The following is a 17,219-nucleotide window of genomic DNA, read 5'->3' on the forward strand; positions in this document are numbered from 1 at the left end:
ATCATTTGCTGCTCTCACCCAGGCTCATTGTGGCAGTTGAAGCATCAATAGCTTGGCCATCCGCGCTAACCTGCACACAGAGATGATGGACTTGGCTCCGGCGGTGTGTGACTCGCTTTTACACCGACACCCTTGACGGGTTGTCTTTATGTGGATTTGTCCACGCTGCCGGTGCCACTGTCGCGTGGCCGGGCAGGACATGACTTGATAGGAGCCTGACCGGAAGTCGTCTCACCTTTGTGCCGTCTGCCCCACCCAGCCCGCGATGACTGTTCATTCATTAGCGGAAAGGAACTCGTCCATGACGAGCATGACATCTCTCACCCTCGCAGCCAATCCCGAGCGCTTACCCGGGCCCTTGTTCGCTGGGATCGACACCCACAAGGACACCCACCATGTTGCGGTCGTTGACGGGACCGGGCGGCCCGTAAACGATCGCGAGTTCCCAGCGACGCCCACCGGTTACGCCCAGGTGGTCGCGTTCTTCCAGTCGCACGGGCCCGTCGAGCGAGTCGGCGTCGAGGGGACGGGTTCGTATGGGGCGGGCATTTCCCGCGTCTTGGCGGCGGCGGGGTTCACCGTGATGGAGATCGCACGGCCGAACCGGCGCCACCGCAGGCTCAAAGGCAAGTCGGACCCGATCGATGCGCACCAAGCTGCCCTGGCCGTCATCGCTGGCACCGAGGCTGGGATCCCGAAAAGAGGCGATGGATTGGTTGAATCGCTGCGGATCCTGGTGAGTGAGCGGCATTCCGCAGTCAAAGCCCGATCGCAGGCCATGAACCAGATCCACGGCCTGCTCGTCACCGCACCTGACCAGGTTCGCCAGGATTACCGAGCATTGGGGGGCGAGAAGCTCGTGGCTGTTCTGAGCCGAAGCCGGCCAGCTCCTGGAGCGGATCCCGCCATTGTTGCCAGGCACACCCTGAAACGTCTCGCACTCAGGCACAGTCTGCTTCGAGATGAGATTGCGGTCATCGATAGCCACCTCAACATCCTTATCCGGGTTCTCAACCCGGTCCTGCTCGCGCTCAGTGGCGTCGGCATCGTCACCGCAGCCACGCTCCTGACAGCCGCCGGAGACAACCCCGAGAGGCTGGCTTCCGCGGCAGCGTTTGCTGCGCTCTGCGGGGCCGCCCCGATCCCCGCATCGTCCGGCCAACGAGTGCGCCACCGCCTCTCCCGCGGAGGCAACCGGAAAGCGAACAGTGCCCTGCACCGGATTGTGCTCCTTCGGATGAGACACCAGGAACCCCGCACCGCGTCCTACTTCGCTCGCCGTCGTGCCGAGGGGCTCTCCGACCGGGACATAGTCCGATGCCTGAAACGACACATCGCAAACGAGATCTTCCGTGCGCTCACCGCCCCGATTCCCGAGACCCCAACGGGCATGCTGCTGCGTCGCCGACGTCAAGAACTCGAGATCCCCATCACGATCCTTGCCGCAACCCTCGGGGTCCCTTACCAGCGGCTACGCCGACTCGAAATCGGAACCCGCGGCGACACCGAACTCGAGCAGAAAGCACACGAGGCACTCAACCAAATCGAGACCCCAAAAGCCGCTTGACAACAATAGGAGCATCCACTCAGCGGGACGCGACCGATTATCGTCCTTGAGGATGCTGTCGCGAGCGTCGACAAGGCTGCGGCTCGCAAGGCACTCATCGCGAACCCGCTGGATCCGGCACGCACCATCGTGCGCATCAACCCCGCGGGTACCCAAGACCACGACAGCGACCTCGAAGCTCTCGAACAGACCGAGTACCGCACCGTCATGTTGTCGAAGGCAGAGTCGGTCGCCGATTTCGATGCGCTCACCGAGCTCGACGTAATCGCCCTGTGCGAGACGGCTCGCGGTGTGCTCGCAGCAACTAGCCTTGCGGCGCTCGATTGCGTGGTCGCTCTCATGTGGGGTGCCGAAGATTTGGTTGCCTCGCTCGGGGGAACTTCGTCACGTGTTGACGACGGGCCCTACCGGGGCGTGGCGCTTCATGCGCGGTCGTCGGTGTTGCTTGCGGCTGGTGCCTATTCGAAGGCAGTGATCGACGCCGTGCATCTCGACATTGCCGACACGGAGGGTCTCGGTGCTGAGGCTCGGGATGCTGCAGCACTCGGGTTCACGGCGACGGCCTGCATTCATCCCTCTCAGGTCGCGGTTGTGCGCGAGAGCTATGCGCCGACCGTCGAGCAAATTGCGTCAGCACGGGCACTTCTCGCCGCCGCGGAAACGCGGCTTGGCGTCTTCAGCTTCGAGGGCCGCATGGTGGATGGGCCGATCCTGCGCCATGCTGAGTGCGTTGTTGCGCGGGCTGTGCATCGCGAGGCTGATTTTCCGGCTTCAATTTACACCGGCGGCGTCAGCTCGCCCACTGTACCCCAATCGCTCCAGACGATACTTTTCTCTCCGCTATTACCGTTTGGTGCGTCGTGGATGGCTTGGAGGACCCGCGGCTCGAAATCACCAGTAATGTCAAGGGTTGCGGATTCCCAAATGATGCCCGGGGCAGTCGCATTCTCTGTCGGCGTCATCGCAACGAGATGGAAGACTATTTCGCTTACGTCTCCATCGACTGCTCCGTCAGCGGATTCTACCGTGAAATCGAGGAAGCTATTGTCGGTGAAAATACTGCCAGCGGAAGTTTCGTCAGACGACTTGATGAAGGTTCTCGCAGAGGAAGGGTCCACCTCATTCCAAGCACCGTGAAGTCCATCGCCCCAAGCCCGGTCTCCGATTACGCGTACCTCCGACCGTGTATCTCCGATGACGTAAACGTTATTTGACGAATTTTGCTCTAGATTGAGGATCCAGCTCGACTTTTGAATGGTCTCCCCAGACTGCCACACCAACTCGAACCCGTAGGAACCTGCAGCAATCGCCGAAGCAATCAAGCATTCCGATAATTGGTCTCCATCGATGCTAGACCCGACAGCGAGGGTAATAGCTGTGCACTCGACGGGAGTTGACGGAGCAAGCTCCTTCGTTGGTTCGGCAACAGCTTCCGAGTCCGAGTCGGATGAGCCAGTCGGGGTTCCTGAACTACTTTGCGGACTAGTGCAGCCGACGAGAACGAAGGCCGCCAGAACGGGTATCGCAATTAAAGCGGGAGTCCGCGACCGATGCCTAGACTGCGCCGACGCTTTATTGTCTTTAGTCTCCGTGAAGTCTGGGCTAGCGAGGCAATCTAGAGTCATACAAAATCCTTCAGTAGGGTTCGCCAAAAGTATCACACGCCTACAACGGGTCGGTATCGAGCCGAGACCTCGAGTTCGTAGAGTCGGTGGCCGGCGTCCCAATGAGGGCTGGCGGTAACCCGGTGCTCGCGCATCGAAAACTCGCCGACACACGGCGCGAGCGCTACTCCTCTAACGTGTTGACGATGGCGTGCGCGGCACGGTCGAGGTACGCCCAGATTTCGACGTCGTAGAGCGGCGGCAATTCGAGGGTGTCGAGCGCGTTGTGACCTGACCTATGGTTTGGTTTCCACTCGGGGTGACTAGCTTCAGGCGGATATTGGTTGCGGAGTGTGGGCGAGGTCGTATTCGTGGGGTGTTGCGTAACTGAGTGCGGAGTGTCGTCGTCGGCGATTGTAGAACACCTGGATGTACTCGAAGATAGCGTTCGCGAGCTCGATTCGGGTCCGCCACTTCTTACGGTTCAGCAACTCGATCTGCATTGATGACCAGAAGGATTCCATCATGGCATTATCGAGCCCGTCGCCAACGGTTCCAAACGAAGGCAAGAGACCGGCCGAACGAATCTTCTGGGTGAAAACCCACGAGGTGAATTGGACTCCGTGATCGGCATGAACGATTCCGCCGGGCGCTGGTGTGCGCGCCCTGATAGCCATATCAACGGCGTTCACGACAAGCGTTGAGTCCTGTTTAGAGTCAATAGCCCAGCCGACGATCATGCGGCTGCACGCGTCAAGGACTGCCGCGCAGAAAACCTTTCCTTCCCGCGTGGGATGCTCCGTAATATCGGTGACCCAAAGTTCGTTCAAGTTGAGGCGATGGAACTTCCGGTTGACAAGATCATCGGCCGTAGCCACGCCCTTCAGACGTTTCACACGCATAGGACCGGGAAGACCACCGATTCCTGCTTTCGTCATCAGCACCGAGACCAGGCGGCTTGAGCATTGGATATCCATGCCGATCGTGAGTTCGGCATGGATACGCCGACATCCGTAGGTGCCACGAGAGGCGATAAGGGGTCTCCCGAATCAGACCAGTGAGCCAGAGTCTGCGGAGCTGCGTTGAGCTGGTCGGGCGTTTTCGATACCGGTAGTAGCCCTGTCTGGATACTCCGAGAAGGCGGCAGCAAACCTGAACTGGTGCCCCGGCGTCGACAAGTCGATCGATCACCGGGTGCGCCCTTGTGGGTCGACGCCTTCCTCCTCTTCGAGCCATTTCGAGGCTCGTTTCAGAATCTCGAGTTCTTGTTCGAGTTGCCGAATCCGCTGTCGTGCCGATCGAAGTTCAGCCGCTTCCTGGGTGCTATCGCCGGGCCGGCGTCCGTGATCGATGTCGTCTTGACGCAGCCAGGAATGCAGTGTGACCTCGTGGATACCAAGATCAGTGGCGGTCTGTTTGACCTGTCACCTACTCGTGCAGCAGACCCTTCTGCGTTCGAATCCGTAGTTATAAACTTGGCGCTAGAAACTGGGTGTAGCTATGCTGATGCAGACATATCCAACGGCCCGGACAACGGACATGAACACCCGCAGGGTCGACATAGCCCGAGACCTTTAGCAATCTAGGTATCGAATCGGGGCACTGGTTGCCGCCAATTGAAGAACCCGACATAAGTTCATTGCACGAAGGAGCTACTGATGCGGTCATTGTTACCCACTCTTGTTCTCGCAGTTCTGCTGGGCATAACCGCCTGTTCGAGCCCCGGCGAATCTTCTCCGGCAGATCAAAGCGGCGCTTCGGCAGAGCCGAGCGAGACCGAGCCTGAAATTACCTACGAACAAGATATTGCAGCAGCTATCGCTGAGCGACCAACTGTCGGTTCGCCAGAGTACGAAGCACTTGTTGATTCATACCGGATTGATGCGTCAAAATACACCACTCCCGAAGAAGTTGCTCTAGCATTTGGCGAAACGCTTGTTGAAGACTGGTTTGGTGCAGGGTTCGATGAAGTCCCGAAAGACTTCTTTGATCAGGCGCTCGCGCTCTCAATGGATGAAATGGGAGACAAGATGGAACATGAATACTGGACAGAAGTCTTCAGCGAAGCACTTTTCGGCACAGACAGTGCCAGTCTGTTTGGCGAGCAGCAAGGTGTTTTCGATGCTTCCGTTCGTGACCATAACATGTTCTTGAAACAGAGAATACTGACCGCAAATGAAGAAAATCCTACAGAGCTTACTGTTACAAATGAATCAGTAGAGTTTGATATTACGTCAGCGAACGTCTTGAACGGACGGTACAATTTTACTTTTTGGCCGAATGAAGATAACAGCCTCACAAACAACAATGACAACGAAGTGGAAAATAAGCCTAGAGGTGGTTCTATCGGTTTTACACTTAGGCTAAACCCAGACTCTGACAGTTGGTACTACGCAGCCAAAGACCTATAGAGTCATTCTCGCGTAAAGACCACAGCCCTTAGCTTCTCGCTTCCTATTTTACCGCTTATGCTGTTCAATCGAGCGAGAGGTTTTATGACTAGAGCAAATATTAGAATAAGCACAAAAAAGACCTTTTTAGCTGCATCAGCCTTTTTGTTTGTTCTTTTATCCTACCGTTTATTCAATCTATCCGTGCCTACGCGGCGCCTCAGGTAACGTGGCGGAGTACTACTTCACTGGGACCGCTAATGAAGACGGTGCCGGACGTATTATAATCCCCAAGGCTTTTGCGGACAAACTTAAGGCAGATAACGGATTTGGGACTGCTGAAAGTTTGGTTGATTCGGTGACCTGACCTTGCGGCAGACCCTTTTGACAGCTGAGCTGAAACGGATCTCAGTTACATCAGCTACAACCTCACGCTCCGTCGCCAACGAAATCAGCATGTTGGTTGCTGCTGTTCTCAAGGAGGACGATAAAGCTGCTTTTGTGGAGCAACCACTTCCGGCCGACTCGCCACCCCGTTGGGGCAAGGCTCCCGGCTGCAAGCCACTTATATACCGTTTGCTGTGTCTTGCCGAGCAACACAGTCAAATCTTCGATTGTAAGTTCTTCGGGATACCCCTCAAGGAACCTAGTCGGCGAATGCACCTTCGATGATTCCGCGCCACTCTCAGCCCACGCCTGAACCTCCTCTTTATAGATAATCCACGCATCAGCGATGCGGTGCGCGGGAATTTTGCTGCTATTGAGCAGCCGCCAGACTGTAACGCTGGAGACGCGAGTGATCTCAGCGACCTCTGCAACGCTCAGCACCTGAGGGAACCGCATCCAATAATTCTCGTCAGGCATGAGGCGACCCAAGTGAACGGACAAGACAAGAAACGACAACCTCAACGTGAAGACTGAATTCCTCGTAGTAGTCGAAACGTACTGAGACCGACACTGCCAACCATTTCTTCGCACAAATAGAGCTTCTAGTCCCTGCATTATGTCGTGAAGTAGCGCGCGAGCCGGGGAAAGGCGCAGTAGGTTCCGAAACGCATGCGCACACATTCGGTTATGGCACCGCTCATTTTACCGCGCGCACATTGCACCCCATAAAGAGGCTAGTGATCGTTTTTACGTTTTATAAGGGCGAAACAGTATTTAATGCAGTATTATCACTACTAAAGAGTTAGGCAGCAGTGGTTGTCGCTGACCCAGATGATGTGGACGACGTAAGTGGACCTTAGCGTCTACCCCCCAGACTAGGGTGGTACGGACGTTATGCGAAGAAATATCGGGCGAGAGGCCCCAGATGTTTAGTCGCTTGGAGGAGAGATTGCTAATGGCGAAAGAGCGCACCGAGGAACAGAGAAAGGTCCGACGACTGGTCGCGTTGATTTTGGTCGTGCTCCTTGGGCTCGCCGCGGTCGGTGCAATCATTTGGTCGTTGGCTTGGCTGGGGACTGACCAGAACAAAACACAGCCTTCCGAATCTGTTCCTAGTGGAACAGAAATGTCACCAGCTCCGCCCACCGAGGGGCCCGAAGGGCGACGAAGCGAAGTGGTCGACCCCACAGTGACCGAACTGGGACTCATCGCCCAGCCCATCACCTCCGACATCCAGCAGTACGCGATTGAAGCCGCTAAAGCGCTTGTGACAGTCGACTCGACAAAGGTCGACCGCAAGGAGTTCAAGGAATACATAGCCGGGTGGATCGGACACGACCAACGCTACGGAACTGACCTCTCTGAGCTGGAGGGCGTCAGGGATGATCGGCTTAACGAGATCTACAGCCGAATAATCGGTGACTCCTCACGGTGGGACCTTCTCGCTCGAGATGACTCGGTCCTAGTCGGGAAGCCCACTGGCGTCGTGAAGATGGACTACGACCACGTCTCGATTTCCGAGGGTTCTCTAGAGGACCTGATTGCCATCGACCTCCACACCGTCACTGTCGACCTGGATATTGCGACCACGGCAGAGCAAAGTGGGAACCCGATCGAGGTTGTGAAGCCCCTGAGCGTATCTATGCAAATCCAGTGCGAGGGCTCATACCCCGTACCACCCACGCCGCAAGTTCCCGGAGACTGCACCGTAATCCGTTACTTTCCTGAAGTTTTCAACTGATGGCCGCACCTGTCGTCGTGAAGCTCGCCGTTTCATGGGGCCTGAAGCCCGCATTGCGGCTACTCGTAGTGGGCTTAGCGGGAACTGCTGGCGCGTTGTTGCTCTCGCTTCCGCTTTTCTTGGGAGTCGTCAACGCGACCCCCGCGACTACTCCGCCGGATAACGCCACTGGTGGGCCATTGATTGTGGGCGAGTGGGGCGCGCCCCAGAGCGGATATTTTGAGACGGCAGCATTCGGATACCCGGACCGCTCCGACTGCTTCGTGTGTTCCGAGTTTCACAAGGGGATCGATCTGTCTGCGGGTTGCGGCAGCCCTATCTACGCCGCTGGCCCTGGAACTGTCACCGCAGCCGGGTGGAACTCTGGCGGTTACGGCAACTGGGTCAACATCGATCACGGTGGCGGATACGTTACCGTCTACGGCCACATGGTCGATGGCGGCGTATTGACCACGGTCGGCGAGACCGTGCAAGCCGGCGATCAGATCGGCATCGAGGGCACAACCGGACTCTCCAGCGGTTGCCACCTGCACTTTGAGCTCGACGTCAACGGGCGGCCCGTTGATCCCCGTCCCTTCATGCTGCAGCACGGCATCTCCCTCTAACTCTCTGATTAGGAAAAAGGAAAATAAATGATCCACTTCGCAGTAGAACTGATCGGAAGCCTCCCGGCTGATGTGACAGTGCCGCCCATCGCTCCCGATTTCTCCGCACCTTTCATGGTTGGAGTGCAAACAGTCGTTTCCTACATCCTGGGCGCTGCGTTGGTAATTATGTTCGGCGTATTGATCGTCGCCGTAGCTTCCTTAGGGTTCAAGTCAATCGTTCCAGAACGGATGCAGAGCTGGGCGGGAGAGAACGTGGCCACCGTAGCAATCGCCACCATCATCCTTGGCAGCATCTCCGGCATTTTTGCGTGGCTCGTCAACTTCAACTTCGGATTCTAAAAACAGCATGAGAATTCCCAAGTGGACGATGCTGAGCATCTCGGGGGCTGTAGCCGTCGGCATCAGCGTCCTTGTCGCAGCACCGGCTGCGGCGGGACCGGCCGATGTTCCCTACTCTGCTGCAGTCTCAGCTGCACAGGGCGAAGTAACAGGTCAAGAATGGAGCGCTCCCGCGGCCGACGTTGAGTGCATCAGAACTGGCATAAGGATCACTTGCGCTCCCACAGAACTCGCTAGCTCCGTCGAGGAACGATGCTTCAACAAAGTGATAATCGGCGAACAACAAAACACGGTTTGCAGCACCTCAGAAGACAACATTGAGGCGATCAGAAATCATGGCGGTGAAGAGCTCAAGATTGATTTCAAATGTGCGCTACTGGACCCCTCATGCACCGTCGGACAAATGGCGGCCAGTGCATTCGCAACATCGATCGGAGGGAGTCTCAGCTGGGCGATTAGCCAAACCAGCTTCAACTCAGATTCCCGTCTGTGGGAGGCCTCCCTTACTGAGTGGGCATGGTGGCAAGGCGCGATCATTCTCGTCATTCTCGGAGCGGGAATCGTGGCGATCGTCATGGCTATGGCCACCGGAGACCGCAGTGACCTCGTCACTGCGGTCTCACGATTTGCGTTATCTCTACCGCTTTCCGCGGCCTCCCTATGGATAATCGGAAATCTGCTGGACATCGTTGATTTGATGGTCGAGCCCATCATCAATCGCACCAACGCTGGTGGCGGGGTAGAGAAGTTCATGGAGAACTTGATCTTCGGTGGTGGCGGCGGAAACATCTTCGCCGCAACCAGCATCCTCGGCCTTCTTGCAATCGCCACCGGGGTCCTGGTGGCAGTGTTCTCATTCCGCAACTTTGCGCTGGCCGCACTGATCTCGATGGGACCCGTGGCGTGGATGCTCTTCCCGACATCATTCGGGAAACAGTGGGTAGTGCGCTATTTTTCCGCTGTAATCGCCCTCATCCTGACCACACCACTAACGCTAGGGCTATTGGCCCTGGTCATCACAGGTGTCGGTGAAGTCGACACACTCTGGAGCATCCAAGCACTTCCCTTCGGCATCGGACTCTGCATGATCGCGTTCGTACCGATTGCCGCGTTCAGCATGTTCAGCTTCATCGGAGGCACCGCCGCCGATGCTGTCGGCTCACGCATGGGCTCAAGCGCAACACAACAAGCTAGCCGCGGCGTTTCTATGGCACGCGGAGCTGCTAGCCGAGCAAATTCTGCCCGCCGGAAAGCTAGCCAACCGCGCACTTCAGCACCCCGAACAACATCACCATCAGCGTCATCACCATCAGCTGCCACCCAGAAGCCGCAATCCCGCCAGAGCGCCGGAGGGCACCCCAGCACCCCGACGACTACAAACCCCTCCGCGGTAGGCGCACCGGCGCCCCAATCAGCTAGATCGAGCGGCACACCACGAAATGGAGCCAGCTAATGTCCAGCAGCAACGACGTCTACAACCGGCCGGTGCGCCTGAGCCGCAGGTCGTCCCAAGGAGTCTTCCTCGGCCTCGACGGCTGGGCATTCACCACAATCGCAGCAGCGCTAGCGATCGCTGTCATCTCTACAACCCGCTACGGGTTCGTTGGGTTCTTCGCCAGCGCCATCATCTGGGCACCAATGGGGATAGCGTCATTTATCCCCATACAGGGAATGCCCGCATCGAAACTTGCTGCCCTCTGGATCTCCAAGCAAGTTAGGCACGCCACAGGTGGGACGAAGACCCGCTTCCGGCCTGAGCGGCCTCGCGTGGCCGCGACGCTGAATCTGCCGGGCAAGCTTGCAAACGTTCAACTGTGGGACTCAGACGACTTCACCTCGGCCTATAACCCTGGCGATCGAACTGTTTCGATTACCGCCGAGTTAGACGTTGACGGATTTCTGATGATGGACAATGCTGACCGGTACGACCTCTCGCAGCAACTCGCCTCAGTACTGACCTCGTTCACCCAGCGTGCCGGCATCAAGCGAGTCTCGATGCAAGAACGCACAATGCCGACCACAATTAGGCCGGCACGGCAGCATTTCGAAGACACGTTGGCCCGTCGGGGCACCGATGGCACGACCGCTGTCGCCGAGAACTACCGCGACGTGATGGACAACGCCGAACGCTTCGCCGTCTCACACCGTAACTACCTCACACTGACCCTCGACCTGGTCGTGCTGCAGTCGCAGCTGAAAAGCCTCGGAGGTGGCAAGCACGCTATTCAGACACTGGCCAAGCTCGAAGCAGGCAATGTTGGAGCGGCGCTAGCGGCCGCGAACATCAACGTCCGTCGTTGGCTCGACTCCCGCCAGTGGGCAGCGATGGCCCGAACCGCACTCGACATCGCTTCGGTACCGATGATCCAAGATCGCTCTGACGAGCAGGTCGGCGTCTCGGTCGACGCGATTGGGCCGATGGCGTTTGACGAACCTAAAGGCAACAACGGGGTCGTGCTCGCCGAAGGTGCATGGCACTCGACGATGTGGATCCACGAGTGGCCACGGAGCATGGCACAAGTCGGATTCATCGAACCCATCGTCTTCGCCCGCGACCCCGCTACCGACGATGCGATCAGCCACATCTTCACCCTCGTACTGACCCCAGTTTCCGTCAAGGCAGCCCTCAAGCGCATTCGCACAGAGAAAAAAGTGTGGCGTGGAAACCAACGCTTGAAAGCAAAACGCAACGACAGCGACTCCGCTGAGGATCGTGCTGACTGGCAGGCGCTGGATGACCAAGAGGAATCCATCGTCCAGGGCCACGGCGAATACCGCTATGGCGGCTACCTCACTGTGAGCGCCCCAACCGAGGAACGGCTCGCATCCGGTATCGCCGGCATCCGAAACGCGATGTCCCGTGTGGGCATGGAAGGCCAGATTCTTTACTGCCAGCAAGCAGAGGCACTGTTCATCAACGCGATGCCACTGGGAACGGGGCTGAAGTAATGGCACGGAAAGTGTTCACCGTCACCCCACCGTCGTTGACGCGCAGCGAACGTCGACAGCGCGCCAAAGAGACTGCCGCTCTGACGTCGCAAAAGGAGGAGACGGGGCAGTCGCAGAACGCCCTCAATCTTCCACCCGCTGCCGTCCCCGGCATGTTCGGGCCAGGGGTCCGCACCGGCGAATACTGGAACCTGATGCGGCTGCAGCAGCCCCACCACCAAGCCACAAGCCACCACGTCGCCGGCATCTACCCCTTTATTGCCGACCGCGGACTGGGCCATCGCGGCCCCATTCTTGGTGTCGACCTCAACGCCGACTCGTTGTGGCATTTCTCACCGTGGGACCTCTACACAGACACCACATCGCGAGCCGCGCTGTCAACAAATATTCTTGTGCTCGGAGCCTACCGCTCCGGTAAGTCCGGTGTTTTGAAGATGCTCACCACCCGCAGCATCCCGTTCGGCCACCAAGTAGTGGTGCCGTCTGATTCCAAGGGCGAGTGGGTTGCCGTGTGCGAGGCAACCCCCGGAGGAAAAGTGATCCGTGTAGGCGGACCCAACACCACCGCACGAATCAACCCCTTAGATGGTGGCCCGCGGCGTTCAAACGCCACCGACGACGAGCACCTGCAGATGGTTCATGACCGCCGGCACGGAACCCTGAGAAGCATCATCGAACTGACACTCAGCGGCCAACCCCCGTTGACTCCAATGGAGCACGCCTCAATCAGCTGGGCTCTCGATACCGCGATCGACGTGACCGGCGATCGGCCGACACTGACCGCAGTATCCGAGCAGTTGGAAAATATCGATGCGACTTCGTCTCTTCGAGCCGCGAAACTTTTCAATGAAGGAGAGCGCGCACGCTACGTTCTCAAACGGTTCATCGATGGGGATCTGCGTGGTCTCTTCGAGCACGAATCGACTGCGAAGTTTGATGATGAAGCTCCCATGGTCGTGGTCGACACCTCCGAGCTTTTCCAGCGCGGTAATCTCGTGGCACAGCTGACCCAGCTCTGCACAAGCGCATGGATACAGGCAGTCATCTCCGACCGAGCCGCCAAGAAAACCCGCTACCTGATTCGCGAAGAAGGCTGGCGCGATATGTCCTCGGTCGCCGCCCTGCAAACCCTGCAGCAATGGCTGAAGCTGTCACGTCACTATGGCATCAGCAACGTGCTGATCCTGCACAAGTTTTCTGATCTCGATGCTGTCGGCAAGGAAGGGTCAGAAGAACGTGCACTGGCCTACTCGATCGCCGCCGACATCGAGAACAAGTTCATCTTCCGCGTCAACCAGCAAGAAGAAGACAACCTCGTTAAACGCCTGAAGCTACCGCCGCAACATGTGCTGATCGCGCGCCGCTTACGATCGGGCACCTTCATCGCCTATGTCGGTCTGTATTCGTACCTGGTCGACGCCTTCGTTACCTCGACCCAGTGGGAGTACGAACTCTTCAAAACTGACGACGCCGTGGAAGGCGCCGCCGACATCGTCGCCAACCCGGTAGCTGAACTGGATTTCAGAACCCAGTACCTCGATGATCTGTGGCCACTGGATGAACCCAACTTGGATCAGATCTGGCCCTCGACCGTGCCCGTTCAGGGCCACAAGGAGAAGTCCGCATGAGCACCCTCGAAATGACAGCCGACGTCGCCGCGAACGGAACCGAAGCCACCGTCAGCGTCGCCGGCAAACTGACCGAAACCGTCCAATACCCACGTGAGGACCAACTCCGCAGCGGCATCATCCAAAGAGCCACCGAAGTTGCCCGCGAGCACGGCACCGACGTTCGCCTGACCTCAAAACAATCCAACGGAGTCTTCAGCTTCTTAGTCTCCGGCGACGGACGCGTCAGCCCCGACAACACGGCCAAACCCCAACAGCACACCACCCACGTAGGGCCACTACGCAGAACCCCACCAATGACGGTGGAACGAGAAGAGGAAGCCACCATCGCCCCGGAACCCGAGCCGACCCTCGAGGCAAAGGAAGAAGCGCCCGAAGAAGGGCGCCGGTCGTTCCTCGCGGACGACAGTGCCGCCCTCCCACCAGCATCGGGGTGGCGCGGTCTGATCACGCGCACAACGGGCATCAAGATTGCCCCCTCCGCTGCAGAACAAGAGCGCCTGATGAATATCCGAGCCGTCAGCCAGCACTGGGCCGGCGGCCGCTCGATTGCCGTCGTCAACGGCAAAGGTGGAGTCGGCAAAACACTAACTACCGCGATGCTGTCGGCAGTTTTCGCCCGTCACGGTGGCTCAGGGGTAATCGCCTGGGACAACAATGACACTCGCGGAACACTCGGCTGGAGAACGGAACGCTCCAGCCACAACGCCACCATCCAAGACCTTGGCGGCGTCACCGAGCGGCTCATGCAGCCGACAGCGACCATCGGGGATCTCGCACTTTACGTTCACCACCAGAGCGCAGATATGTATGACGTGCTCCGCTCCAACCCCAAGCTGCTCGCCTCCGACCAACGGCTGACATCCGGTGAGTTCGATGCCCTGAACGAAGTCATCAAGAAGTACTCGCGGATGGTCATCTTCGACACAGGCAACGATGAATCGTCCCAGCGCTGGCTTCGGATGATCGACCACTGCGATCAGCTTGTAGTACCCACCAGCCCTTCGGGAGAAGCCGCTGAGTCCGCAGCACTGTTGCTCGAGGAACTAAGCCAGCGTGATGAGCGATCCGCACAGCTGGTTAAGAACGCGGTCGTCGTCGTTACCGTCGCTGAGCGCTCCACCCCGGCTACCGAGGTCGCACGGATCGTGGCCGGCTTCGAAAAAGTAGCACCCCGCACCATCGTGATTCCCTTCGACCCAAGTCTGAAATCGGGTGCGCTTCGCTTCGACAGCTTGAAGCCAGCCACTAAGAATGCATGGATCGCAGCAGGTGCGGCAGTCGCCGCCAGCCTGAACGAGCAGGAAGCATGAACACCGCGAAGAACTGGTGGGTGACACCAGTTCTCGGACTGGTGGCCGTGATCCTAGTGATCAACTTCGCGTGCCAGGCGGTCACCATCCTCGTCACCACGGTGATTTGTGACAGCGCGGCAGCACCCCAGTCGATGTTCTCAGGTGTTGGATTCGTCTTCTTCGGCGACGCATCGAGCTACGTGGTCGACGAGGGCTGCACGTTCCCTGCAGGGCCGGCACGTGTCGCCGGGATCGTCGTAGTCGTTCTCTGTGTTTTGGCGGTAGTCGCCGGGATCATCATGTGGTTCAGATATCGCCAGTCGGATGGCTATTTCATCCAGCAGCTACGCGGCCGTGAAGGTTTCGCGAAGGGTAGCGAAATCAACAAGTACCTGTCGTCAAAGGCCGTACTGAAACAAGTGAAAACTCTCCGCCCAAATCTGCACAAGCCTGCCGCCACGGACGTGGGGTGGAGGGTCGGACGTTCGTCTGGCATAGACGTCTATGTGTCCATCGAAGACTCAGTGGCACTGGAAGGTGCACCCAGATCGGGAAAGGGCTATCGCATCCTGATCTCAGCGATCCTCGATTGGGCAGGTCCCCTCGTGACGACCTCGACGACCAACGACAACTTGGCGGCGACGATGCGGCCTCGCGCTGAGCGGGGCCGTGTGACGGTCTTCGACCCGCAGCAGCTGTCCGGTGTCGGTTCGGCTCTACGTATTTCGCCGGTCACCGGATGCGATGACCCGCTCGTTGCCGATCAACGCGCACAAGCGATCATCGCGGGAACTGCCCTCGGGGCCAGCCAATCGAACCAAGAATGGGCAGGCGCCGCTTCAAGCGTGCTGGCACAGCTGCTGCATGCCGCGGCTGTCTCAGGGGGCGGAGTCGAGCAGCTGTACCACTGGGGATCAAACCCCGGCCTAGCCCGAGCAGCGGTCGATATTCTTCGCACCGACGGCGCACCGGGGTGGGCTGAAAGCCTCAACGGTGTCCTCGGCGGCGACCCTAAGCTGCTGTCGTCATCATGGTTTGGGGTATCAGCCGCGGTTCGCCCGCTCGGAATCCCGAGCCTCAGAGAAGCCCTATCTCCGAAACGCGGGGAAAACTTTGATGCCGATGAATTCCTCTCCGGTGAAAACACCCTGTACCTCATCGGTTCCAGTGGTGGCTCGGGTGCGATGGGCGGCTTCCTCGGCGCCCTCTTGGACGACGTTGTTGAAACCGCCCGCCGCAAGGCATTAGCGACACCAGGCTCACGACTCGAACTGCCGTTGGGCCTGATCCTTGACGAGATCGCGAACATGTTCGCCTGGCCGGCACTGCCCCGAGTCATGGCTGATGGTGGCGGCCGCGGTATCTGCACGATGGTCGTCCTGCAGGCGCTCTCGCAAGCAGAAACAGCATGGTCGAAGGCCGAAGCAGACACGATCTGGTCCGCGGCTACCGCGAAGATCCTGCTCGGAGGCGCTTCAGATATTAGCCACCTCCGCGACATTGAAGCCATCCTCGGAACGCGACAGCTGAAGCGTTCCTCCTACAGCTACAACCAGCAAGGAGCCTCCACAAGCAACCAGCTCGAAAGAGTCCCGCTGATGACAGTTGACGAGATTCGCCGCATGCCACAATCCATGGGATTGCTGGCCTACCGTAACCGTCGCGGAGCACTCCTCGACCTACGCGGGTGGAAAGATCGCGCCGATAGCAAGAGCATCTCAACAGGCAAGCGCACGACCGAAGCAGAGCAGCAGGAGCAGTTCCGCACCCAGTTCGCGAAAGCTGCCGCTGTCACCGCTCCAATACCCGACGAAGCTGATGAACTCGACTACGAGGACACCCAGAACTGATGTCTAACTCTCGCAGGCCAGCACGCGGCAACAAATACCGCACTGGCTATCTGCGCTCGCGCGCATGGTTTGCCCGACGAGCCCGGTGGTTCGCCGAAGAAACCGCAGCAGGTAACACCTTGCGCTGCGCTGCCTGCAACCGAATCGCAAGGGTTCGCGATCTGGAACTCCACCACGTCGACTACTCCGGCGTCGCTGAAACACCGACCGGATGGAGAGCAGAAGAGACCCACAGCGACCTGGTGAGTTTGCACCCCGCCCACCACGAGTTATTGCATCGGCTTCTCGACCGCGACCAGGTACTGCGCGCTATGCGCAGCCGCCCAGTCGCCAGCGCGTTCGCACTGCGTGCCCTTCGCCGAAAGCTAGCCCCCACAACCACGGAGCAACCATGAGCTACGAGAACTTCGACATCGACGATGCCCTCGCCGAAGAAGAAAGCGACCGCGATCCAGACTCCGAGAGCATCGCGGCGATCGCCGTCAACTGGAGAACGCTACCGAACGAGGACGCCAGCGAGAAGTGGGAAGAGCTGCGCTCCTGGGTCGAGTGGATCTGCGAACGCTACGCAATCCAAGAAGAAGTAATCCCAGATTGCTGGTGGCGACATGGAGCACTCATAGAAGAGCTGTCCGCACTACAAACCGCCTGGACCGTCTCCTACGACACCACCGATGCCGGCTATGGCCCCCTCGGTTTCGTTGAACGTTGGCACAACGCCCAAGCCCGAATCCGGCAAATATCCGGAGGCGCATGCAGCCAAGGACACCGCGCCGATCGCGTTCGGACATTTCCCGATGACGTGGAGTGGCGCAAGTGGAGTGCCACTAGCCGTGCTTAGCCCGCAACGTTTGACAAACA

At 58.5% G+C, this 17,219-nt stretch carries 13 protein-coding genes and 2 pseudogenes; 13 read left to right on the forward strand and 2 right to left on the reverse strand.

All coding sequences use genetic code 11. The features are described 5' to 3' along the window. Positions 1 to 301 precede the first annotated feature (301 nt). The gene (locus FB472_RS05775; RefSeq protein WP_246078103.1) at positions 302 to 1,567 is read left to right on the forward strand and encodes an IS110 family RNA-guided transposase; all 1,266 of its coding nucleotides are present in this window, start codon (positions 302 to 304) and stop codon (positions 1,565 to 1,567) included. Positions 1,568 to 1,603: 36 nt separating this feature from the next. Beyond that, a pseudogene (locus tag FB472_RS05780) lies at positions 1,604 to 2,323 on the forward strand (HpcH/HpaI aldolase/citrate lyase family protein); the annotation flags it as partial. A 1,177-nt stretch (positions 2,324 to 3,500) separates the two neighbouring features. On the opposite strand, the pseudogene FB472_RS05785 reads toward FB472_RS05780, so the two are convergent. Beyond that, a pseudogene (locus FB472_RS05785) lies at positions 3,501 to 4,595 on the reverse strand (IS3 family transposase); the annotation flags it as partial. A gap of 234 nt (positions 4,596 to 4,829) precedes the next feature. On the opposite strand from FB472_RS05785, the gene FB472_RS05790 reads away from it, so the two are divergent. Further along, a complete protein-coding gene (locus FB472_RS05790) occupies positions 4,830 to 5,582 on the forward strand; it encodes a hypothetical protein (protein ID WP_141990096.1) in 753 nt (250 codons plus the stop codon). A gap of 408 nt (positions 5,583 to 5,990) precedes the next feature. On the opposite strand, the gene FB472_RS05795 is transcribed toward FB472_RS05790, so the two are convergent. Further along, positions 5,991 to 6,425, reverse strand: a complete 435-nt coding sequence (locus FB472_RS05795) for a helix-turn-helix domain-containing protein (RefSeq protein WP_170192026.1) — start codon at positions 6,423 to 6,425, stop codon at positions 5,991 to 5,993. 478 nt (positions 6,426 to 6,903) lie between these two features. Here FB472_RS05795 and FB472_RS05800 point away from each other — a divergent pair, with 478 nt between their 5' ends. From FB472_RS05800 to FB472_RS05845, 10 genes are read left to right on the forward strand one after another with little or no spacing between them, the layout of a single operon-like run. After that, the gene (locus FB472_RS05800) at positions 6,904 to 7,689 is read left to right on the forward strand and encodes a hypothetical protein (protein WP_141990098.1); all 786 of its coding nucleotides are present in this window, start codon (positions 6,904 to 6,906) and stop codon (positions 7,687 to 7,689) included. Then, the gene (locus tag FB472_RS05805; RefSeq protein WP_141990099.1) at positions 7,689 to 8,294 is read left to right on the forward strand and encodes a M23 family metallopeptidase; all 606 of its coding nucleotides are present in this window, start codon (positions 7,689 to 7,691) and stop codon (positions 8,292 to 8,294) included. The genes FB472_RS05800 and FB472_RS05805 overlap by 1 nt, the downstream gene beginning before the upstream one ends. Before the next feature lie 27 nt (positions 8,295 to 8,321). After that, on the forward strand, positions 8,322 to 8,636 hold the full coding sequence (locus FB472_RS05810) for a hypothetical protein (protein ID WP_141990100.1): 315 nt from the start codon (positions 8,322 to 8,324) through the stop codon (positions 8,634 to 8,636). A gap of 7 nt (positions 8,637 to 8,643) precedes the next feature. Further along, on the forward strand, positions 8,644 to 10,089 hold the full coding sequence (locus FB472_RS05815) for a hypothetical protein (RefSeq protein WP_141990101.1): 1,446 nt from the start codon (positions 8,644 to 8,646) through the stop codon (positions 10,087 to 10,089). Then, positions 10,089 to 11,585: an SCO6880 family protein gene (locus tag FB472_RS05820; protein WP_141990102.1), complete on the forward strand. Its 1,497-nt coding sequence runs from the start codon at positions 10,089 to 10,091 to the stop codon at positions 11,583 to 11,585. Before FB472_RS05815 ends, FB472_RS05820 begins: the two co-directional genes overlap by 1 nt. Continuing rightward, positions 11,585 to 13,213: a hypothetical protein gene (locus FB472_RS05825; RefSeq protein ID WP_141990103.1), complete on the forward strand. Its 1,629-nt coding sequence runs from the start codon at positions 11,585 to 11,587 to the stop codon at positions 13,211 to 13,213. Before FB472_RS05820 ends, FB472_RS05825 begins: the two co-directional genes overlap by 1 nt. Next, positions 13,210 to 14,526, forward strand: a complete 1,317-nt coding sequence (locus FB472_RS05830) for an AAA family ATPase (protein WP_141990104.1) — start codon at positions 13,210 to 13,212, stop codon at positions 14,524 to 14,526. The genes FB472_RS05825 and FB472_RS05830 overlap by 4 nt, the downstream gene beginning before the upstream one ends. Next, positions 14,523 to 16,358, forward strand: coding sequence for a type IV secretory system conjugative DNA transfer family protein (locus tag FB472_RS05835; RefSeq protein WP_246078105.1), 1,836 nt, complete (start codon positions 14,523 to 14,525; stop codon positions 16,356 to 16,358). The genes FB472_RS05830 and FB472_RS05835 overlap by 4 nt, the downstream gene beginning before the upstream one ends. Beyond that, complete coding sequence (locus FB472_RS05840; RefSeq protein WP_141990105.1) at positions 16,358 to 16,753, forward strand: hypothetical protein; 396 nt, start codon at positions 16,358 to 16,360, stop codon at positions 16,751 to 16,753. The genes FB472_RS05835 and FB472_RS05840 overlap by 1 nt, the downstream gene beginning before the upstream one ends. Continuing rightward, positions 16,750 to 17,199, forward strand: coding sequence for a hypothetical protein (locus FB472_RS05845; protein ID WP_141990106.1), 450 nt, complete (start codon positions 16,750 to 16,752; stop codon positions 17,197 to 17,199). Before FB472_RS05840 ends, FB472_RS05845 begins: the two co-directional genes overlap by 4 nt. Positions 17,200 to 17,219 lie beyond the last annotated feature (20 nt).

Source organism: Rhodoglobus vestalii (assembly GCF_006788895.1).
GTDB lineage: Bacteria > Actinomycetota > Actinomycetes > Actinomycetales > Microbacteriaceae > Rhodoglobus > Rhodoglobus vestalii.